This window comes from Domibacillus sp. A3M-37, from assembly GCF_024213455.1.
GTDB lineage: Bacteria > Bacillota > Bacilli > Bacillales > Domibacillaceae > Domibacillus > Domibacillus tundrae.
Genome location: NZ_JANAVL010000006.1, coordinates 13,131 through 35,573 on the forward strand (window position 1 = coordinate 13,131; position 22,443 = coordinate 35,573).

Sequence of the window (22,443 nt, forward strand, 5' to 3'; positions counted from 1 at the left end):
TTGTCTACGGATGATCATCATCTTCCGTATATTGATGCTCCGTGCCTTTCACTTTCGGCAAAATACCGCCGGGCAAAAGCCCGATTTGCACAAATCTGTCAAGCAGTGTATCTTTCCACATGCCAAGCCCCGAAATATTCAGCATATGTTTATAGTGAAGTGCCGGAACGCACTCAATTCGCTTCAGTATGTGTGACCTCACATTCGGCCATGGCCCCTGCCAATACGAATACGCCAGGGCCGATAAATTCGAGAGCGAAGACAAAAATTCTGCCCGTGGCTTACGCACCCGCTCATATCGCTTTAATTGTGCGACATCAAGATTGCCGGTTTCATACATAGAGCTCAGCAGCTCTCCAAGTGTATACGCATCTTGAATGGCTAAATTCATGCCTTCCCCCGCCATCGGATGAACGGTATGCACCGCATCACCCATGAGCGCGCAGTTGCCGCTTATGTAACGGTCCGCATTATGACGCGTGGGCACCATCAGTTGAATATCTTTCCATGTTGTGATGTTTTGCACGTACCCGTCAAGCTCCGGCTTCAAACGAGTATAGCATCTGTAAAACGATCCAAGTCCCTCATTCTTCATTTCCTTGTATTCCTCTTTTTTAATAAGCAGTACAGTACGCACCTGTAAATCTGGCAATGGAAACAAGCCAAGAAAATAATGCCCGCGCACAATCATTTCTCCTTCTGTCAAATTCGAGGGACGGGGAAATGTAACCGTTAAAAAATAATGATTGTACTCTGTTTCTGTTAATTCAATGCCGATGCTTTTACGGATTGGTGACACCCGTCCTTCCGCTCCGATATGAAAGTCGGCCGCAATCTCGATTTCACCCCGCTCTTTATGCATAACAACCGCCGTTTTTTTTATATCACCCGGCTCACGAAATTCAATAAATTTCGCCGGATTTAAAAAGTGAAAAGACGGATGCTGCTCCGCATGGTTTCGGATGATTTCTTTCAGCTTTTCATGAGGCACCATGAGCGCTTCATTAAATGGGTGATCGATCACGTTGTAATGATATTGAATTTTTTTCATCACGCGGCTGCCGTCATACTCGGTAATCGACGTTGTATGAATCGGAAAACCGGCTGTCCGAACGGCTTCATAAATGCCAAGACGGTTCATCATGTCTAAGCTTTTTGGCTGAAGTAATTCTCCTTTATATTTAATGGACGGCTTTGCATCTTTTTCAGCCACGACTACATCAATGCCATTGCCTGCCAGCATCAGCCCAAGCATGAGACCGGAAATACCGCCGCCTGAGATAAACACATTTGTTTTCACAAGGAGTCCTCCCTGTATAACTTTTGTTTATACTTTTTACAATCACTATTCCCTGTTCAACCGGTGTGAAAACACGTAAAAGCGGGAAAAGAAGAGAAAAGGAGCTGAGAGCATGAATCCGAAACTCGTAGACGTTCGTGCCGTTACAGTTGTTGGGTATGAAATGAGCGGAACAGAAGAAGAAATTGCAGCACTGCGCCCTGAATGGAAAGAGCGTTTTTTAGAGGCAGCCAGCCAGATTTCGGAACAGACCGACGGCAATCTTATGGATATTTGCCTCAAGCGGGCCGGCCAGCTTTATACGCACTGTATTGCCATGGAAGTAAACCATATCGATATTATTCCCGCTGGCATGTCAAGCTTGACGATTCCAGCAGGCTCATATGCACTGCTTGAATTTCACGGCGAAGCGGAAGAAGTGAAATATGGTTTTCGGTCGATTTTGACGTGGGCTCGCGATCATAAAGTAAGGCTCGATGCAAACGAATTTCGGATTCATGTAACAGTAAGTGACAGACATCATGATTTGTATTGGCGTCTGGCCGATAAGCGCAGCGAAGCAATAGAAGAAGCAGTGTGAAAAATATGTGAGAATTTCTATCATAAAAAATGACAAGCCAAATTCATTCTTTCATAATAAAAGAACCTACAGGTATGAACTTGAACGGATAAGGGAGGAACAAGCAGTGATGGATGAGCACGTGGAACGAAAACCTTCTATTTATTTACCTGGCTTGAGCCTTATTTTCTTTTATCAGCTGCAAACCATTTATATGGCACAAAAAACAGCCTCAATTGTGCATTGAGGCTGTTTTTTGTTTTTCTATACTGTCAGCGCGGCAGCAGGACGCTGCGCTCTTGGGCCCACATGATGTGGGTCACAAAGGCGTTGCAGCAGGACGCTGCGCTCTTAGCCTTTGATCCTTTACCCGAGCGCAACATCAAGTACCATCATAAGTGCAAAGCCGACCATGACTCCCATCGTGGCAAGGTCCGTATTACGGGATGACTGTGATTCGGGAATGAGTTCTTCGACCACAACGAAAATCATCGCACCTGCCGCAAACGCGAGGGCATATGGCAAAATCGGCTGAATAAACAGCACGGCAGCCGCTCCGATTACAGCAGCGATCGGTTCGACAATTGCAGACATTTGCCCGTAGTTGAATGCTTTTGTCCGCGACATTCCTTCTCCACGAAGCGGTACCGACACCGCTGCACCTTCCGGCATATTTTGAATACCAATTCCAAATGCAAGCGCCAGGGCCGCCGCTACTGTTGCCCCATTCATATCCAGCGCCGCCGCACCAAATGCGACTCCAATCGCCAGCCCTTCCGGAATATTATGAAGCGTAATCGCTAAAAATAAGAGCGTTGTTTTTTTAAGCTGCGTGGAAGGACCTTCTCCTTTTGTCCGTCCGACGTGCACGTGTGGTACAACGACGTCAAGCTGGCGCAAAAAGACGCCGCCAAGCAAAAAGCCGATGACCGGCGGCAGCCAGGCAATCTGCCCATTTTCTTCACTAAATTCAATCGCCGGTGCCAACAGTGACCAAAACGAAGCAGCAATCATGACACCTGCCGCAAATCCCATCATCATTTTCATGACCGATTCTTTTATGTCGCGAAAGAAAAATACCACTGCTGCACCAAGTGCTGTCATTCCCCAGCTGATCAGGCCACCAATCAGGGCTTGCAGTGCAGGGTGCAGACTGCTAAATGTACTCATCATGTCTAACATCTTCCTTTCTCTACTCGGTTATTTTGCGCCTGTCTGGCTTTTTTGTCAAAAAGAACAATTGTAGCGCCCAGGCAACTTGTTAAGGCAACGGCAATCATGTTGCCATAGACCCACCCGAATGCGGACTGGTATAGTAAAAACATTAACTTTTTGGAGGAAATATAGGTGGAAACAGCATACGAAGATTTAAAAAAGGGAGAACGCGGCGCATGGATCAGCATTATCGCCTACCTGTTCCTTTCCACATTAAAACTGACCGTTGGCTGGATCGGCGCGTCACAAGCACTAAAAGCTGACGGATTAAATAATTCAACCGACATTATCGCGTCGATCGCGATTCTCATCGGCTTAAAGATTGCCCGCAAGCCGCCGGACGAAAACCATCGCTACGGGCATTTTCGCGCGGAGACGGTCGCCTCTCTTCTAGCGGCTTTTATTATGGCATCTGTCGGGATTCAGGTACTCATCTCAGCTGGAACTTCTCTCTTTCAGGCAGACCATGAAGTCCCTGACATGTTCACAGCCTGGACCGCACTAGCTGCTGCGTTCATCATGTACGGTGTGTATATGTACAATGCGCGTCTCGCGAAAAAAATTAAAAGCCCATCCATTATGGCGGCGGCTCAAGACAACCGTTCCGACGCCTTAGTCAGTATCGGAGCGTTTATCGGGATTATCGGAGCACGGTTTGGCCTGGAGTGGCTTGATACGCTGACGGCGTTTGTTGTCGGTCTCATTATTTTAAAAACGGCCTGGTCTATTTTCGCCGAAGCGTCACTTACCTTAACGGATGCGTTTGACCTCGGCAAGCTGAAAGGCATGCAAATAACGGTGGAAAAAGTGCCGGGTGTCCGCGGCGTGCCAAGTATTAAAGCCCGCTCACACGGCAACGTCACCTTTGTAGATGTCGTTCTGCTGGTGGACCCTGATTTAAATGTCATCGAAAGCCACGACATTACCGAATATGTAGAAGAAGCATTGCTGCAGGAACACGACATCCATATTACCCACATTCATATCGAACCAAACGGCCACTGAAAAGTGCGCCGTTTTTTTCACAAAAAAAAGTGGCTGCCTTTTAAAAAAGCATACCGCTTATACTAGGAAAGTTTTGATTGTTTTAATACTTTTCTTGTTTCATTAACGTATTTTATAAGTCTGTACGGCTTGCTGATGACCCGCAGCGGCATACCGGAAATAAACTTGCTTAAATCCTGATTGTATTCCTGAGTTATTCGTGACGGTTTTGTTGAAATTCGGTCATATACTTCTTCATACAATTCTTTTTTAGCATTAATTTTCACACCGGTCAATCGGTGGCATTCTTCGCATTCAATACTTTGAATTTTATTGTTCACGTACACAACCCGGTGAATGGCTTCATCGTGACAACGCGTGCAATAGAGGCCGGCTTCCATTTCGGAAATTTTCATTCAGCCCACTCCCTCATACCTATTTCCGTGCTTCCTCTTTATTATATGCTAATCAGCTGGTCTATAGACACCCCCCGCCTGCTTATCGGCTTTCTTAAAAGCTTTTCGCCCGAAGAGTGCGCATCCTCCAAATCATTGATTCATTTGTTCAATGAGCTGGCATTTGCTAGTATATAAAGGAAAATAAAACGTGAAGGAGATTTTTATGAGTCAAAAAATCATTTTTTTCGATATTGACGGCACATTGTACGATCATGATAAACAGCTGCCTGATTCAACTCGTCAGGCCATTCGTGACCTTCAGGAACGAGGACATGAAGTGGCGATCGCAACAGGCCGCGCACCGTTTATGTTTAAGGACTTACGCGCGGAGCTTGGCATTGAAACATTTGTCAGCTATAACGGGCAATATGTCGTATTTAAAGGTGAACCTCTGTATCAAAATCCACTTAATAAAGAAGCGCTGCTCCGCTTAACCGATATTGCGGTTGAGCACAATCATCCGGTCGTTTTTATGGATCATGAGGACATGAAAGCAAATACACCGGACCACGAACATGTAACGGCCGGGATTAATTCATTAAAAATTAATTACTTCCCGGAACATGACCCGACGTACCATGAAGGGCGCGATTTATATCAATCCTTATTGTTTTGCCAGGACCCGGAAGACAAAGAATACGAAAAGCAGTTTCCGGAATTTGATTTTGTCCGCTGGCACCCTTTTTCTGTCGATATTGTCCCAGCGGGCGGCTCTAAAGCAAAAGGAATTCAGAAAATTATCGATCAGCTTGGCATTTCACCTGAAAATATTTACGCGTTTGGAGACGGCTTAAATGATGTGGAAATGCTGAAGACTGTGGCCAACAGCGTGGCAATGGGCGACGGGCATGAAGATGCTAAAAATGCCGCCAAGCATGTGACAACGAATGTACATGAAGACGGCATTTTAAATGGCTTAAAAATGGTCGGCTTGCTCAATTAAAACGAAAAAGGGGAGTCTCAATCGATATTGAGACTCCCTTTTTTGTTTTTTAGCAGACGGAATCGGTCGATTTCGGGTTTTTCAAGCCGAACAGCGGCCGGATCCATAACGCCAAGAACGTTCCGAGCATCGCCATGATCATCCATACCCAGCCGTGCAGGCTGAAAGAGGCAATACCGCCAAAATAAGCACCGATGTTGCACCCAAAAGCCAAGCGGGCGCCGTAACCCATCATTAATCCGCCGACAATGGCTGCACCAGCGACGCCAGGCTTAATTTTGCCCGGCTTAAATGTGCCTTGAAACGCCGCGGAAATAAAGGCGCCGAGAATGATGCCGAAATTCATCACACTTGTAGAATCGGCCAGCACCGATTGTGTCAGTGCTTCGCCGGCAGGTCCTGAAAAATAACCCCAAGTAGACACATCAATCCCAACAGCGGTCAATGCTTTACCGCCCCATAGCGCAAATGCGGACGTAATGCCCCACGGGTTCCCGCGCACTGTCAATGTGAGGGCATTCAGCAATGCAAGAACAATCGCTGCTGCAAAAAGCGGCCAAGAACCGCGAATGACTTTTCTCCAGCCAACTGTGGTCGGAAGCGGCTTCATCATTGGAGGATTTTTCTTTTTCGCAATTTGAATCGTGATCCAATAGATGAGAGCAAAGAGAGCAAGCTGCAGCACCCATGCCCCAAAATAACCAAGCCCCGTTGATTCAGCCAATGAAATTGGCGGAAGGGACGGTGTGTCTTCCATCCAAAACGTAAAATGATACGCCCCGAGCAAAGAGCCGGCAATGAACGCAATCAGCGTCAAAATCATAGACGATGAACCGCCGCCTATTGAATAAAGTGTACCGGATGCACAGCCATTTCCAAGCTGCATGCCAATCCCAAAAATAAACGCTCCAAAAATGACGCTGACCCCCACCGGTGAAACATATCCAACAGGCGTGACGCCCGTAAAACTAAATCCTGTACTTAAAATAATCGCAAAAAGCGTCGTCGCTACCGCGAGCATAAGCATATGCGCCTGCAATCCCTGTACATTTCCGACAGACATAAGCCGGCGGAATGCGGATGTAAAACCAAAACGCGCGTACAAAAGCGTCATGCCGAGCGCAAGACCAATGATATATAAAACACCCTGTGTCCAGTTTGTTGTACTGACAATCGCAATAAACAGCACCACAGCAGCTATAATACCTGCTGCGACCAATGGTTTTTGCATTGGACTTAATTCTGTGACAACCGTTGTCCGCTTATACGGAACGTTGTCGGATGACGTGATAGCATGTTGTGCCAACAAAAAAACCTTCCTTTCTGATTGAATTAATCAACTTTAAAAAGGATAATCATTTTCAAGTTGAAAGTAAAGTATTTTGCTCGGCTTTTGCCTGTCCACAAAAAAACCCGCTGACATGTATCAGCGAGTTTTTGGGAGTTATGCTTTCCTCATCTTCCCGGCGGTCAGTTCATTCGCCTCCCGTACTTTACGGATGTTCACACGGACAAGCATTGAGATGACAAGCGCCACAACGAAGGCGGCGGTAAAGATATACAGCGTAAGCGAGTAGCTGTTCGTCGCTTCTCGAATATTAGAGGCAACGATTGGACCTACAAGACCGGCTGCGGCCCAGGCCGTTAAAATATAGCCGTGGATCGCACCGAGCTGCTTCGTTCCGAACAAGTCGCCAATGTACGCGGGAATTGACGCAAACCCGCCTCCGTAGCAGGATAAAATGATAAAAACCGTAATTTGAAATAAAATGGCATTTGTTAAATTCGGCAAAAGCATAAACGCAACGATTTGAATAACAAAGAAAGCCGTGTATACATTCGGGCGTCCGATATAGTCAGAAATCGATGCCCAGCCGATTCGGCCAAAGCCGTTAAATAAGCCCATAATCCCAACCATTGTCGCAGCGGCGGCAGCTGATAATCCGGCAATATCCTGTGCCATTGGTGAGGCAACGGAAATAATGGCAATGCCGCATGTCACGTTAATAAATAACATAAACCAAAGCGCCCAAAACCGGACTGTTTTGACCGCTTCATTCGCTGTCAGTTCAGACAAATCGGCTTTCTTCGTTTCTTTTCCACCCTGACCTTCCTTCATCCCGGCCGGCAGCCAGCCTTTTGGCGGCGGTGCAAGGTATAAAGAAGACAGAATCATGACAAAAAAATAAACGGTGCCAAGCAAATAAAACGTATTACTGATGCCAATGCTGTTAATTAAGCGGGCAATGATCGGACTCGCAATCAATGAAGCGAAGCCAAAGCCCATGATCGCAAGACCTGTGGCGAGTCCGCGCCGGTCCGGAAACCATTTGACAAGTGATGATACCGGTGTAATGTAGCCGATCCCAAGACCGATGCCGCCCATTGCCCCGTAGAAGAAATAAAGCAAATACAGGGAACCAATGCTGTTCGCAAAACCAGCACCAATTAAGCCGATTCCGAAAAAGATCGAGGCAATGATTCCCGCTTTTCTTGGACCATGCTTTTCCACAAAATGCCCCATAAACGCGGCGGATAAGCCGAGAAAGAAAATAGCGATACTAAACGTTAATGAAATTTCTGTTAATCCCCATCCATGGTCTTCATTGAGTGGATTTGTAAATACGCTCCATGAATAAACAGACCCGATCGATAAGTGAATACCTACGGCCGATGCCGCGATGAGCCACCGATTTTTGACTTTTCCCATCAGCTATACCCCTTTCATTTTTAAACGATCTAACTGATCATTGTGGGGATCCGACCGATAAAATTCTTTTATCGGTCGGATCCCCCGCTTTACCGGTCAGGTTTCTTCGCCATATATGCCATACCTGCCAGCGACGCCCCCGCTGCAGCGATTAACCAGCCTTTAGATGACATTGCATTCCCTTTTATCAATTGAACGGCAGATGATTCCGCCCGGCTGATTTTCGCTGCGATCGAAATGACGCCGTTTAATTTGTGCATTAGTGGACCCAGCTCGGAAACATTCAATTTTCCAAGTGTACCAAGCATCAGCAGCCCATTTTTCAAAATCGAGGCTGCTTCCGGCTTGTCCACCGCTTTAACAAGTACATCTAGCACACGATCGCCTTCACTAAACAAGCTGGCGGCCATTTCTAAGCCGCCCCGCTTGTTTATTTCTCCTAACATATGAAGAAACTCTTTCAGTGTATCTTTATGTTCGACAAGAAGTGTTTTAATTTCTTCTAAATCACGAAGATGCTGTTCCTCTTCACTCAACTGCAGCCGATCGATCATTGTTATCGCTTTAGCCACGCTGACCCGCCCCTTTCTTTACAAGATCGCCAGGGAAAATGTAGTCAGGACGCGCCCATTTTTTCTCGACCTGTACGCCGATCTGCGGCTGCGGATCACCGTTACGAGAGTTAATACGCGGCAGTGGACTTTCGCCTTTTGCTTTTAAAATTTCCATTTTGGCGCTGATTTCTTTGTATGCCGGTGTATCCGTATCTTTATCGGCATGGCTGCTCGTCAAATAATTGATCGCACCCTCATCCGAGTCATTCATCGGCAAGTATACTTCTTTTCCTTTCACCCGGTCCGTGACAAGGCATGGCACTTTGACACTTCCATATGGTGACGTCAGCCGTACGACAGTGCCGTCCTCTAAGCCGCGCTCTGCCGCAAGCTCCGGCGAGACTTCCAAAAAGACACTTGGTGTTTTGGAAGTAATACCTTTTGATTTATATGTCATGTTGCCTTCATGGAAATGCTCGAGCAAACGCCCGTTGTTTATGTGAAGATCATATTCTTCCTCGTATTCTAGCGGCTTTGTCCATTCGACCGGGAATAGGCGCGCTTTGCCGTCCGGGAACGGGAATTCATCCAGGAACAGAAGCGGTGAATCCGTACCATCCGGAGCAACCGGCCATTGCAAGCTGTTATAGCCTTCTAAACGGTCGTACGTAACACCGGCGTACAATGGCATCAAGCTGACCGCTTCTTCCATAATCTCGCCGGGATGACTGTATGTCCAGCCGGCACCAAGACGGTTGGCGACTTCCATAATAATCTGCCAATCGGGTTTTGAATCACCAAGCGGCTCGAACACTTGATACAAACGTTGAATGCGGCGCTCTGTATTTGTAAATGTTCCTTCTTTTTCAAACGACGGGGAAGCCGGCAGTACCACATCGGCAAATTGAGCTGTTTTTGATAAGAAAATATCCTGAACCACAAAGAAATCAAGTTTTTCAAAAGCAGCCTGAACATAGTTTAAGTTCGAATCAACTAAGCCCATGTCTTCGCCTTTTAAGTACATCACTTTCACGTCTCCCGCATGAATGCCGGATACCATTTCGTGGTTGTTTAAGCCTGGTTCCGCCGGAATTTTCCCACCCCAGCTCTTTTCATATTTAGCCCGTACCGCATCATCCGCCACTTTTTCATAGCCTGGGAACCGATCCGGCATGCTGCCAAAATCACTCGCACCCTGTACGTTGTTATGGCCACGAAGCGGATAACTGCCCGCCCCCGGTTTCCCGTAGTTGCCGGTAACCAGCAGCAGGTTGGAGATAGCTGTACTCGTATCACTGCCGCCTAAATGCTGTGTGACACCCATTGCCCAGAGAACACACGTAGTCGGTGATTCGTGTACCGCTTCTGCCACGCGAATCATCGTTGCTTTCGGCAGCCCGGTGACTTTCTCAGCATAATCCAGCGTGTACTTTTGGAGGCTTTTCGCGTAATCATCGACGCCATTCACGCGGCTCGCTAAAAATTGCTCGTCTGCCCACCCTTGGTCGATGATGTATTTTGTGACTGCTGACAGCCAGACAAGGTCGGTTCCAGATTTTGGCTGAATAAACAAATCAGCGCGGTCCGCCATTTCATGCTTTCGCAAATCAGACACGATCAGTTTTTGGCCATTTAATTTATGCGACCGTTTTACTCTTGTCGCTAGTACCGGATGGGACTCCGATGTATTTGATCCGACTACAATAATCAGTCCTGCCTGTTCAATATCCGTAATCGAGCCGGAATCACCGCCATAGCCGACTGTGCGGAATAAGCCTACCGTCGCCGGTGTCTGGCAATAACGCGAGCAGTTATCGACATTATTCGTGCCGATCACGCCGCGGGCGAGTTTTTGCATTAAATAGGATTCTTCATTTGTACATTTTGACGAAGAAATAAAGGCCATTGAATCCGGTCCGTATGTGTCTTTCGCCTCTTTGAATTTCCCCTCAATCAACGCGAGCGCTTCTTCCCATTCCGCTTCACGGAAAGAATCGCCTTCCCGGATAAGCGGCTTCGTCAGGCGCTCTTCGCTGTTGACGAAATCCCAGCCGAACTTGCCTTTTATGCACGTGGAAATACCGTTTGCCGGTGCTTCCATTTGCGGTTCGACTTTTAAAATTTTCCGGTCTTTCGTCCAAACGTCAAAGCTGCAGCCGACGCCGCAATATGTGCAGACTGTTTTTGTTTTCTTAATGCGTGATTCCCGCATGGCTGCTTCCACATCTGAAATGGCTAAAATCGAACTGTAACCGGTTTCAATATTTTTGGTCAGTTCAATCATTGGCCGAAGCGTCGGTTTCTTAATTCCTGTTAAAAAGCCTGCTTCGCCTTCCATGCCTTTTTCCATCATCGCGTTACATGGGCAGACTGTTGAGCAATGGCCGCATGATACGCATGAAGATTCATTAATTGGTGAATGCTTGTCCCAAATGACGCGAGGACGTTTTAAGCTCCAGTCAATCGACAGCGTTTCTGTTACTTGCACGTCCTGGCACGCTTCGACGCAGCGTCCGCATAAAATACACTGGTCCGGATCATACCGGTAAAACGGATTCGAATTGTCAATTTCATGAGGCTTCGGTGTAAACGGCTCGCTCTGATGCTCAATTTTCATTTGTTTGACCGTGTTATGTACTTCACAGCGGCCATTATTGTAATCACACACCGTACAATACAGCTCATGATTGTATAAAATCCGGTCCATCGCAATGTCCTGCGCCTGCTTTACATCCGGTGACGCAGCATCAATGACATCCCCATCTTGAATGGTCGTTGAGCACGACCGGACAAATTCCCCGTTTACCTGTACGATACATGTGTCGCACGTTTCAATTGCTCCAAGCGCCGGATGATAGCACACGCTTGGAATATCAATCGCCTGCTCCTTCAACGCCTGCATAACTGACACGCCGCCAGGAATGCTCATGCTGTGCCCATTCACTTTAATCCCCACGTATTCCGTCAACGCAAAAACCCCTTTCTTGTTCGGATAAAAAGTCGAATATTCACACTTTAGCAAATATCTTTTTCACATTACCCTTTTCCTTCTTTTAGGAAACAAAAAAGGACAGCATTTAAAAAGCTTATACCCATAAGCTTTTTAAATGCTGTCTAATCCTTCTGCATCACTTGCAGAAATGTCAAACACCATTAGTATGACTGATAAAAAGAAAACAGGCCGTGCTTTCTTTCCATCCTTTTTGCTTTTCATGTAAGCGCTACCTATTTTATCAGAATAGTGCATTTAAGGCAATACAATCCGTTCTGGACATGTGTAAACATTCATCGAACCGTTCCGTATAAATCCAACTGTTGTAATGCCAAGCTCCTCGGCGGATTGAAGCGCAAATTCAGTTGGCGCCGATTTCGACAGAACGATTTCACAGCCGATTTTGGCCACTTTCAGCAAAATCTCAGACGAAATCCGGCCGCTGAATACGATAATCTTTCCTTTTGTCGACAGCCCATTTTTCAAACAATGCCCATATAATTTATCAAGCGCATTGTGCCGGCCAATGTCCATCCTGCTCAGTAAAATACCCGATTCATCACATAATGCTGCATTATGAACGCCACCGGTCCGCTGAAAAACAGCCGCTTCGTCCTGCATCGACGACATAAGCGAAAAACAATCGTCCGGTGTGATACGAACATGAATATCATGCATTTTTTTTGCTGTCAGCGCGTCGTTCGCAAATACAAACCCCTGCCGGCTCATGCCGCAGCACGACGTAATGTACCGCTTGTTTTGAAGCTTTTGAAAAAATGGGTTGATGTGCGACAGTTCGACGTGAACGAACCCTTCGTCATCTGTCCGAAGATAGCGGATGTCTTCATATCGGCGAATAACCCCCTCAGACGCCAAATAGCCAATAACCATATCTTCTATGTACTCCGGCGTGCACACCATCGTCACAAATTCTTCTCCATTTATTTTCACTGTCACCGGCTGCTCGGTCACAATATGATCCTCCACCGGCTTTGCTTTTCCATTTTGAAAACGGATGACACTCCGTTTAATCTGTACGTCTTTCACTGTCATTCTTCCTTTCACACAATCGGCCGGTCAAACACAAACACTGACACAGCGATATCTTCGTCTACTTTTATGTCTGAAAATAAATAAACAAATTTTGCCCCTACGACTTCTTCCAGCCCTTCCGGCAGCGATTTGGCATACACATCCTGAATTAATCGCGTCCTGGCGGTGTGCACCATCTCTTTTCCTTCATTTGTTTCAGCAATGAACTTTTCCGTCGGAGTCAAATTGCCATACAGTGTCGTCACCGCCATATTTTGCATAAACACCGTTTCCAGCCGGTCGGGCCCTTTGCCAAACAACTGCTTTCTGAGCTTTCTAATAATATCATTAAACCGATTCACTTGTGCAGACATCGACATCCCCTTTTCCCTCTCAACACTTGCATTGTATCACTATTATTACGCAGTAAAAACAAGAGAAAACATTTTTTGATACAATTAAATAGCAAGTAATCTTTGGAAGGGGCGGGTACATATGAGCAGAACAGTTGGATTTATCGGCACAGGTGTCATGGGCAAAAGCATGGCCGGCCATTTGATGTATGCGGGCTATCCGGTCATCGTCTACAATCGGACGAAAGCAAAAGCGGAAGACTTACTGGCGGCGGGTGCCGTTTGGAAAGAAACACCGGCAGACGTCGCAAAAGAAGCGGATGTGATCATTACGATCGTCGGCTATCCGAGTGATGTTGAAGCCGTATACCTTGGCGAAAAAGGCATTCTCGCAAACGCCAAGCCGGGCTCCTACGCCATTGACATGACAACATCCAGCCCGATTTTAGCGAAAAAGCTTTACGAAGAAGGCAAAAAGAAGGACATTCATGTACTGGATGCCCCGGTTTCCGGCGGTGATGTCGGCGCGAAAAACGGCACGCTTACGATTATGGCGGGTGGCACCAAAGAGGATTTTGATGCGGTAAAGCCGATCCTTGAGGTCATGGGCGGAAACATTATTTTGCAGGGAAGAGCAGGCGCCGGCCAGCATACGAAAATGTGTAACCAAATCGCGATTGCGTCCAATATGATGGGTGTAGCGGAAGCGATCGTGTATGCGGAAAAAGCGGGTCTTGATCCGGAGCAGGTACTCGGCAGCATCGCCAGCGGCGCCGCTGGCAGCTGGTCGCTCGCAAACCTTGCTCCGCGCATGATCAAAGGCGACTTTGAACCCGGTTTTTACATTAAGCATTTTATTAAAGACATGAACATCGCTATCGAGTCCGCGGAAGCAATGGGCATGAACACACCGGGGCTTACCCTTGCCAAATCCCTTTATGAAAAATTGTCTGAGCAGGGCCACGATGACAAAGGCACGCAGGCGATTTACTTATTGCTGAAAGGTTAAAGCTAACGGTCGAAAAAAACGAAAGGAGGGTCGAATTCCGGCGCATGATGGTCGAAAAAAATTTTTTTCCGACCGTCACATGCGAGAATTCGACCGTCCACTTATTTTATTCGACCTTAAACAAGCACCAATTCCCGAATCACGTGCGCCACGCCGTGTTCATTATTCGACTTTGTATGATAATCCGCCGCTTCTTTCACCATCGGAATCGCATTTTCCATTGCCACGCCGCAGCCCGCAAATTGAATCATCGACAAGTCATTGCCGTTGTCGCCGATCGTCATGACTTCTTCGCGCTTAATGCCAAGCTTCTCAGACAACCGTTTCACTGCATTGCCTTTGCTTACTTCTCTATGCAAAATTTCCAAATAAAACGGTGCGCTTTTCACCATCATATATTTGTCATTAATCTCAGCCGGAATGGCCGCAATCGTCCGGTCCAGACGCTCCGGTTCATCGATGTACATCAATTTCGGCATCGCAATATCCGCCGGCACTTCATCTACCGTACAGTGGCGGAACGGAATTTGCGTAATAAACGCCTCGTGTACCGTATAGGGGCTGATCAATTTATTCGTTGTATATAAATACTCCGCATCAAAAAAGTGCATCGGCGTATCAAGCGTCAAGCTTAGTTCATGCAAGGAACGAAAGTCGTCATAGCCAAGCGACTGCTTAAACACTACTTCGTTCGTATGCGTATTTTGTACAATCGCACCGTTATACGCAATCACATAATCCTCTTCATCCTCAAGACGAAGATCTTTCAAATAACGGCGCACTCCGGCAAGCGGCCGCCCCGTACAAAGTACAATTTTCACACCACGGTCCCGTGCCTCATCCAGCGCATTCCGGACCTCGTCTGTTACTTCATGGTGATCATTTAAAAGTGTTCCATCCATATCAATCGCAATTAGTTTGTACATGCATCTACTCTCCTGTCTGTCCAATCTACTCCTTATCATAAACGAACAGCAGAACAGCGGCAAATGGTCCTGACTGCTTAAGGCAAATTCACACCACGCGATGACACATAAAGCGTATACCATTCATCACGGCTCATCTCCACGTTTACCGCTTTAGCGGAAGCGCGAATCCGGTCTGGACTGGTCGTGCCAATCACCGGCTGAATCATTGCCGGGTGCTTCATCAGCCACGCCAGAACAATGGCTTCGGTCGTTGTCCCTTTTTCCTGCGCCATCCTTTTAACAAGTGCCGCCGTTTCTTTCACCGACTCTGGCTGTTCTTCAAGCGGTGCGCCGGAATAGATGCCTTGTGCAAGCGGTCCCCACGCTTGGATTTGAATATTTTCCATTCGGCAATATTCAAGCGTTCCTTCTGGAAAGACAGTTTCGCGAAACGCCGGCTGATTCACATGCACGCCGGACTCGAGCCAGCCGATTTTATGCAGGCTCATCTCCAGCTGATTGACGACAAGCCGGTCGCTGATCGCGCTTTGCAGCATCTTGATTTGTCCCGCGCTCATATTCGACACCCCAAAATAACGTACTTTCCCGGATGATTTCAGCTCATGAAATGCTTCCGCCACTTCATCTGGCTCCATCAAGGCATCCGGACGGTGCAGCAAAAGCGTATCTAAATGCTCCACACCGAGCCGTGATAAAATGCCGTCGACCCCAGCTAAAATATATTCTTTTGAAAAATTGTACCGCGTCGGCATGCCCGCTTCCTTATCCGGGAACGTAATCCCCGTTTTCGACTGGATCAAAATTTCATTCCGCAGCGACGGCCGCTCTTTTAGCACGCGCCCGAACACTTCCTCCGCTTTTCCATACGCATAAATATCCGCATGGTCAAACAAATTGATGCCTGACTCAATCGCCGCATCGACCGCCCAGTGCGCCTGTTTCACCTGCTCCTCTGTAATCACATCACGGCTCCAACCGCCGCCAAACCCCATACAGCCAAGTACAAGCCTGCTCGCGTTTAATCCATGTTTTTGAATCGGTAACGTTTTCAAAAAAACCTCTCCTTTATTCAGTATGTACATTCTCTTCCATTACATCACAAAAACGCCCTAAATGCGATTAGGACGGTTTTTTAGGAAATACTATGTTTGATTCGGGCATACGTTGTTTGAGTATAGCGTTAAAAGGTGATATACAAGGATAGAATACCAAACTTTGAAAAACAGGATGTGTTTGGAGCATGAATCAAGAAACAGAACAGCAAAAGGAACAGCTGCGCGTGAATGAAGTGATTGACATCATCGATCGAAAACAAGTAGAGATCAAAGAAAAAACAGGCTCTTTAAAAGAAGGTATTATTGGTCTTCGCAATAACTTTTGGGAAGACGTAACGGTCAATATGGATGAGCCCGATGACGTTATTGAAACACAAGCAGGCATCAAGCAGCAGGCCGAATTACTTCAAGAAAGAGAACGAAGCCATGGGCAGCTGTTTAATGAACTGAAAAAGCTTGACCGGCTGCGCCGTTCCCCTTATTTTGGCCGAATTGATTTTCAGGAATCCGGTGAACCGAAACCGGAACCAATTTATATTGGCATCGCATCTCTAATGGACCAAGAGCAGGAGAACTTTTTAATTTATGACTGGCGGGCCCCTATTTCAAGCATGTATTACGATTACACAACCGGTCCTGCTGCTTATCATACAATGGAAGGCCAGATAGAAGGAGATATTTCCTTAAAAAGGCAGTTTATCATTCAAAACGGCGAGATTACCGGTCAATTCGACACGAGTTTAACAATCGGTGATCATATTTTGCAGGCAGTCTTAGGCGGGAAATCAAGTGCGCAAATGAAAAATATTGTTGCCACCATTCAAAGGGAACAAAATCAAATTATCCGCAATCAAAGAAGCCAGACGCTGATTGTTCAAGGTGCGGCTGGGAGCGGGAAAACATCAGCGGCACTTCAGCGGATTGCTTTTTTGCTGTACGCCAACCGCCGGACGCTGCAGGCGGAAAATATGCTCCTGTTTTCGCCCAATCCCCTATTCAACAGCTACGTATCCACTGTACTTCCGGAGCTCGGAGAAGAAAATATTCTCCAGACGACGTACAAGGAATATGTAGAGGACCGGATCGGTGATGCCTTCACCGTTCAAAGCCCGTTTGAACAGCTGGAACAGTTCCTTTTAAAAGGTATAGAACCTGAGGATTCTGTTAGAACAGCAGCCATTCAGTTCAAAGGCGGTCTGGACTTTAAGAAACGCATTGATGATTTTCTCGCTTCCCTTTCGCAGGAAGGCCTCGTTTTTCACGATATTGTGTTTCGGAATAAAATACTCGTTTCTTCCGAAGAAATCGGGCAGTACTTTTATACATTAGAACGTTCTATTCTCCTGCCAAACCGGTTAGAGCTTGTCTCGGAATGGCTGCTGAAAAAGCTTAAAAAACTGGAACGTTTGGAACAAAACGAAGAATGGGTGCGTGATGAAGTAGAGCTTTTAGATAAAGAAGATTTTTTAAACGCGTACCGGGCAAGCCAGAAAAAGCAGGCAAAAAAAGAGGATACCTTCAACGATGCAGACCTGGAATGGCGCATCTTAAGCCAAAGCGTCGCCAGAAAATATTTTCAGCCGTTAAGAAGCAAAATGAAGCGGCTCGGCTTTGTGGATGAAAAAGCGAATTTCCGGAAGATATTTGAAACACACACACAGCCTGCCTCCGATATATGGGCCTATGTTTGCGAAAGTACACTCAAAACCTTGGACCAGCATATACTCTGCTGGGAAGACGCAACCGCTTATTTGTATTTTCTAGACCAGCTTAAAGGGAAAAAGTCTTTTTCGCGTATCCGCCACGTTTTTATTGATGAAGCACAGGATTACTCGCTTTTTCAGCTTGCTTATTTAAAAACGCTGTTTCCGTACAGTAAAATGACGCTGCTCGGTGACGTGAACCAATCCATCTTTGTTCAGTCCTCGAATGAGTCATCCGTTTTATCGGACACGCCAAGCCAAAAGGAATCATTCGAAAAAATTACGCTCACACGCAGCTACCGCTCCACCCGCCCGATCGTCGAATTTACCCGGCAATTGATCGAAGGTGGCAGCCAAATAGAACCATTTAACCGGGAAGGCTCAAAACCTACCCTAACGTATGCGGATCATACAGAAGACCTCCATCAGAAGCTGTTGGAACGTATTAAATCATTGCTCGAAGCAGACGGTCGCCAAACGATCGCCGTCATCTGCAAAACGATGCAGGAAAGTCAAAACGTGCATGCCTGGCTGACACCACACATTTCTGCGCAATTACTGGATCAAGAAACATATACGTTTGAGCAGGGACTCGTCGTTATTCCTGCTTATTTAGCGAAAGGGATCGAGTTTGATGCCGTGATCCTTTTCAACGTATCCGAAGACGTATACAGCCGGGAGTCAGAGCGAAACTTGTTTTATACCGCCTGCACCCGCGCCATGCATGAGCTTCATCTGTTTTCGCTTGGAAAAGAAACCCGCCTGCTGCAGCCTGCTCAGCCGGAAACTTATACGGTGATTGAAAAATAAAAAGCGTGTCCCGGCCATTGCTGGCCGGGACACGCTTTTTCCTTATTGTTCACTGCAGTTGATCTGCCAGTCGATGCCAAACAGATCCCATACAGCTTGCTCCAAAACGTTTTCTGGAGCGGCATCGTGACCGTACCGCCCATAGAAAGCCCTTCAAAATAAGAACGAAGCGCAAGTTAAAAGACTAATTTTCCGGAAAATTAAATCAGGAGCTTCCTTACTTAAAAGACAGCTCCTTGAGACAGCTCAATTCACTTAAAAAACCGCGTATTAGCCTGCTGAAATGGCGCGTTTTCAAATGAAAACGCGCCATTTCTTTATGATCCAGGCTGATTTGCTTCTAGCTTGAAAGAGGAAGAAGGATATGAACAGTGGTTCCTTTTCCTTCCTCGCTTTCAACCCGCATGACTCCTTTATGTTCTTCAATGATTTTGTAGCTGACCATCAGCCCTAAGCCCGTCCCTTTTTCTTTCGTGGAGTAAAAGGGTTCAAAGAGATGCTTGATCCTTTCCGGCGGGATTCCCTCTCCCTGATCTTGAAATTCGATGTGAAGATGAGAGCTGGTTTTTTTACAGGTAATCATCAATTGCCCTTTGGATGTAGTGGCCTCGATTGCATTTTTGATGACATTAATAAAAACCTGTTTGAGCTGATGTTGATCAGATTGAAAAAGAGGAAGCCCTGGCTCAATAACGGAGACGACCTCAATACCATGCATAATGGCTTGTGCATTCATCAAATGGATGGTTTGTTTTAGAATATGTCCGACGTCATTTCCTTGAAAGTTCACTGCCTGCGGTTTGGCTAGTGTCAGGAATTCACCAATAATCCCTTCAATCCGCTCGAATTCTGATCGTATAATCGCGAAATATTCTGGTTCACTTAATTTCGTTTCTTCCAGTAATTGAATAAACCCTTGAATGGAGGTGAGCGGATTGCGAATTTCATGAGCCACCCCCGCCGCAAGCTGTCCGGCCATTTCTAATTTCACTGATTTAAGGACGTATTCCTCAGCCATTTTTTTCTCAGAAATATCTCTAAACGCCACAACTACCCCCGAAATGTCCCCATTTTCCCATATAGGGGACGATATAAACTCAGCAGGGAAATTTGTTCCGTCTCTTCTAAAAAAGACTTCGTCTGTTACATACCGGGCCTTTCCATCAAGCAGCGTTTGATGCAGCGTACAAATTTCGGTCTCATTACGGAGCCGGAACGTGTCTTTTGGTTTTTTCCCCATGAGTTCCTTTACGTCATAACCAAGCATTTTGGCTCCCGCCGGGTTGATCATGGTAATTTCCCGGTTCACATTTATGGCGTAAATACCATCCCCTATTGAATTTAGCACCAGTTCCATTTGTTGTTTTAAAGACAGAATTTCCTGCTGCACTTTCTTGCTTTCGGTAATGTCTTTGGCAACCCCATGAACACCGACAATTTGATCATTCACGACAATAGGCATATTGGTTACCTGCAGCATGACTCCCTGGCCGTTTTGATGAATACCAGTCGTTTCGTATGTTTGCGGGTTTCCCTGTAACGCCTTTTTAAAATATTGCTTTGTTTTGTTATGAAAATGCTCTTCTATGAAAACTTCCCCGCTTGCCCCTTTCACCTGCTCGGGTGTATAGCCTAATGTCTTATAAAATGAAAGGTTCGCATTTAGCAGTGCACCGTCTACATCCATACTGCAGACGATATCCGGATTGACGCTGTAAAGGGACTCATAACGCTGCTTGTTTTCCTCCAGCTCTTGTTCAATTCGTTTTTTTTCAGTAATATCACGAATAATCGCGGATGCCCCATTTACTGCACCATTTTTATCTTTTAGCGGAGATTGCGTCACACTAACAGGAATGAATCGTCCATCTTTACTTAGCCGCTCCGTATCGAACCGGCTTACCTTTTTTTCTGCAAAAGTAAGCTGGACAGAACGGTCGAATTCTTTCTTTTGATTCTCTGGCACATTCGGAATCTCTTTGCCGATTAGCTCGTCTTCCCGCCAGCCAAATAGATCCACATACGCTTGGTTGACATACGTTATCTCGCCGTGGACGTTCATCGTAGCGATCGCATCCGCTGTGTTGTTCACAAAAGACTCAAGAAGCTCCTTCGTCTCCCGCAGCTCTTCATGGGCTTTCTTCAGTTCCGTAATATCATTGCATGTGACGATCACTTCGACTACTTGTCCATCCATCAAAATCGGCTTCATCATTGCCATGTAATGGACACCGTTTAACTCCCCTTCATAGCCCGTCTCATTCCCATTCCATGCCTGTTCATAATAGATTTCCTTTCGAGAAGCGATCTCCGCCGGCAAAAATCCCTTTAGCGACTTCCCAGTGATCTCTTCCATCTTCAACCCGAATTTCTCAACTAATTGGCCGTCTCCAAATGTATGAATAAACTGGTCCTTTTCTTTTTTATACTTAAAAATGAACCCCTGATGATTTTTAAATACATGCTCCGTTTCCTTATGGAGGGCATGCAGTTCCTGTTCCACTTGTTTCTCATGGGTCATATCACGGCCAATTCCATACACCCCCACAATCTCATCATTCACAGTGATAGGTATATTGGTGAGGCTTATAATTAAATTATTCCCTCTTCTATGTTTAACTTTACATTCGTAACGCTGGACGATTCCCTTTTTTGCCTGATTAAAATGATGCAATACTTTTTTTCTATCCTCATGGGCAATTAACGGAAGAAAGCTTTTTCCAAGCAGTTCCTCTTTTTTATATCCGGATACCGGCTCCGTTGCTTGATTGAATCCAATAAAATGCCCTTCTAATGAAAAGACATAAATCGAATGAGGGTAATAATCAAACAGTGATTTAAATCGCTGTTCGCTTTCTTGCAGCTGCTGCTCCAGCTTTATTCGCAAGTCCCGTTCAATCGCAAGCCCAGCCAGACTTGCACATGTTTCCAGCACCTCGATTTCATGAGCTGCAGGCGTACAAATCTCTGTATGATAAACCGCAAAGGTGCCGACGACACGCCCACTTGTTAAAATAGGAATGGACCAGCAAGCTCTCAGTCCAAAACGCAGGGCATCCTGACGAAAATCGTCCCAGAGCGGATCATTTTCAATATTAGACGAAATAACCGTTTCTTTTCGATAAACGGCTGTCCCGCACGAGCCGGCTTTTGGACCTGATTTAATGAGATGAATCGCCTGCTGATATTCAGAAGGAAGATTCGGCGCATGTTCTACAGCAAGCCTATTTCCCTCAACAGTCATCATAAGGGCACAGTATGTTTTCCGTTTAAAGTGCTCTTCCAGTTTCACTGTCAGGGTTCTCATGGCGGTGTGCAATGAATCCCCACTTGCAAGCAATTTGATCATAGATGTATGTAAGTTTACGATAGACGCCATTTCATCCGTTGAGACGGAGTGTGTCTTCGCATTGTTATTGTTATTACTCCATTCCTTCATAATGTCCCTCCTTTGAAATAATGGCTGGCAATTGAATCCCCTTTATTACATTGGTCAGAATCCTTACACTACTTTACCGAATAAAAAGGAAACGCTTACATACATACCCTTTTGGTATCTTATTAGGCTAATTATAACATAATTTGATGAATAAAATGGAAACAAACCAACAATTTATAGCTGAAAGGTACCGTAAAAAGCGTGATTCGAAGGAATAACGCAGAATGAGTATCGCAGCGGTCTTCATAACGTTAGACTAACCGACGACGTGTCTATTACAGCATAAAACCGCTCGGAATGCGATTGGGACGGTTTAGATTGAATTTTCAGCTAAAGTTACTCGTACAGATAATCTCGTGACGCTGATTTACTTCCGATTTCAGCTGATCGGTTGCGGA

General features: G+C 46.1%; 18 protein-coding genes. 5 read left to right on the forward strand and 13 right to left on the reverse strand.

What is annotated here, in order from left to right; all coding sequences use genetic code 11:
- Positions 1-4 precede the first annotated feature (4 nt).
- Positions 5-1,300, reverse strand: a complete 1,296-nt coding sequence (locus NLX67_RS10995) for an FAD-dependent oxidoreductase (RefSeq protein ID WP_254311770.1) — start codon at positions 1,298-1,300, stop codon at positions 5-7.
- A 112-nt stretch (positions 1,301-1,412) separates the two neighbouring features.
- Between NLX67_RS10995 and NLX67_RS11000 the strand changes: the two genes are divergently transcribed.
- Positions 1,413-1,880, forward strand: a complete 468-nt coding sequence (locus NLX67_RS11000) for a GyrI-like domain-containing protein (RefSeq protein WP_046179115.1) — start codon at positions 1,413-1,415, stop codon at positions 1,878-1,880.
- Between the two features lie 345 nt (positions 1,881-2,225).
- Here NLX67_RS11000 and NLX67_RS11005 read toward each other — a convergent pair whose 3' ends face one another.
- On the reverse strand, positions 2,226-3,032 hold the full coding sequence (locus tag NLX67_RS11005) for a ZIP family metal transporter (protein ID WP_254311771.1): 807 nt from the start codon (positions 3,030-3,032) through the stop codon (positions 2,226-2,228).
- Positions 3,033-3,206: 174 nt separating this feature from the next.
- Here NLX67_RS11005 and NLX67_RS11010 point away from each other — a divergent pair, with 174 nt between their 5' ends.
- On the forward strand, positions 3,207-4,079 hold the full coding sequence (locus tag NLX67_RS11010; RefSeq protein ID WP_254311772.1) for a cation diffusion facilitator family transporter: 873 nt from the start codon (positions 3,207-3,209) through the stop codon (positions 4,077-4,079).
- A 62-nt stretch (positions 4,080-4,141) separates the two neighbouring features.
- On the opposite strand, the gene NLX67_RS11015 is transcribed toward NLX67_RS11010, so the two are convergent.
- Positions 4,142-4,474, reverse strand: a complete 333-nt coding sequence (locus NLX67_RS11015) for a bh protein (protein ID WP_254311773.1) — start codon at positions 4,472-4,474, stop codon at positions 4,142-4,144.
- A 205-nt stretch (positions 4,475-4,679) separates the two neighbouring features.
- On the opposite strand from NLX67_RS11015, the gene NLX67_RS11020 reads away from it, so the two are divergent.
- Positions 4,680-5,459, forward strand: coding sequence for a Cof-type HAD-IIB family hydrolase (locus NLX67_RS11020; RefSeq protein WP_254311774.1), 780 nt, complete (start codon positions 4,680-4,682; stop codon positions 5,457-5,459).
- 49 nt (positions 5,460-5,508) lie between these two features.
- On the opposite strand, the gene NLX67_RS11025 is transcribed toward NLX67_RS11020, so the two are convergent.
- From NLX67_RS11025 to NLX67_RS11050, 6 genes are all read right to left on the reverse strand, one after another.
- On the reverse strand, positions 5,509-6,690 hold the full coding sequence (locus NLX67_RS11025; RefSeq protein WP_309143128.1) for a YeeE/YedE family protein: 1,182 nt from the start codon (positions 6,688-6,690) through the stop codon (positions 5,509-5,511).
- Between the two features lie 213 nt (positions 6,691-6,903).
- Positions 6,904-8,169 (reverse strand): L-lactate MFS transporter, encoded by a 1,266-nt coding sequence (locus tag NLX67_RS11030; RefSeq protein ID WP_254311776.1) that lies wholly within the window; start codon positions 8,167-8,169, stop codon positions 6,904-6,906.
- A gap of 89 nt (positions 8,170-8,258) precedes the next feature.
- Positions 8,259-8,741: a DUF1641 domain-containing protein gene (locus tag NLX67_RS11035; protein ID WP_254311777.1), complete on the reverse strand. Its 483-nt coding sequence runs from the start codon at positions 8,739-8,741 to the stop codon at positions 8,259-8,261.
- Positions 8,734-11,691 carry a formate dehydrogenase subunit alpha gene (fdhF, locus tag NLX67_RS11040; protein WP_256519785.1) on the reverse strand — a complete coding sequence of 986 codons (2,958 nt, stop codon included), beginning with the start codon at positions 11,689-11,691 and terminating at the stop codon, positions 8,734-8,736. Before fdhF ends, NLX67_RS11035 begins: the two co-directional genes overlap by 8 nt.
- A 279-nt stretch (positions 11,692-11,970) precedes the next feature.
- Positions 11,971-12,747 (reverse strand): formate dehydrogenase accessory sulfurtransferase FdhD, encoded by a 777-nt coding sequence (gene fdhD, locus NLX67_RS11045; RefSeq protein WP_375143372.1) that lies wholly within the window; start codon positions 12,745-12,747, stop codon positions 11,971-11,973.
- Positions 12,748-12,776: 29 nt separating this feature from the next.
- Positions 12,777-13,121: a Na-translocating system protein MpsC family protein gene (locus NLX67_RS11050; protein ID WP_254311891.1), complete on the reverse strand. Its 345-nt coding sequence runs from the start codon at positions 13,119-13,121 to the stop codon at positions 12,777-12,779.
- Between the two features lie 121 nt (positions 13,122-13,242).
- Between NLX67_RS11050 and NLX67_RS11055 the strand changes: the two genes are divergently transcribed.
- A complete protein-coding gene (locus NLX67_RS11055) occupies positions 13,243-14,109 on the forward strand; it encodes an NAD(P)-dependent oxidoreductase (protein WP_254311779.1) in 867 nt (288 codons plus the stop codon).
- A gap of 116 nt (positions 14,110-14,225) precedes the next feature.
- Here NLX67_RS11055 and yidA read toward each other — a convergent pair whose 3' ends face one another.
- Both yidA and NLX67_RS11065 read right to left on the reverse strand, forming a co-directional pair.
- Positions 14,226-15,035 carry a sugar-phosphatase gene (yidA, locus tag NLX67_RS11060; RefSeq protein WP_046180153.1) on the reverse strand — a complete coding sequence of 270 codons (810 nt, stop codon included), beginning with the start codon at positions 15,033-15,035 and terminating at the stop codon, positions 14,226-14,228.
- Between the two features lie 77 nt (positions 15,036-15,112).
- Positions 15,113-16,090, reverse strand: coding sequence for an aldo/keto reductase (locus NLX67_RS11065; protein ID WP_254311780.1), 978 nt, complete (start codon positions 16,088-16,090; stop codon positions 15,113-15,115).
- Between the two features lie 188 nt (positions 16,091-16,278).
- Here NLX67_RS11065 and helD point away from each other — a divergent pair, with 188 nt between their 5' ends.
- Positions 16,279-18,606 (forward strand): RNA polymerase recycling motor HelD, encoded by a 2,328-nt coding sequence (gene helD, locus NLX67_RS11070; protein WP_254311781.1) that lies wholly within the window; start codon positions 16,279-16,281, stop codon positions 18,604-18,606.
- Here the strand turns inward: helD and NLX67_RS11075 are convergent.
- The gene (locus NLX67_RS11075; protein ID WP_254311782.1) at positions 18,585-18,749 is read right to left on the reverse strand and encodes a hypothetical protein; all 165 of its coding nucleotides are present in this window, start codon (positions 18,747-18,749) and stop codon (positions 18,585-18,587) included. The two genes, helD and NLX67_RS11075, sit on opposite strands and share 22 nt — an antisense overlap.
- Positions 18,750-18,946: 197 nt before the next feature.
- Complete coding sequence (locus tag NLX67_RS11080; protein WP_254311783.1) at positions 18,947-22,045, reverse strand: PAS domain S-box protein; 3,099 nt, start codon at positions 22,043-22,045, stop codon at positions 18,947-18,949.
- Positions 22,046-22,443 lie beyond the last annotated feature (398 nt).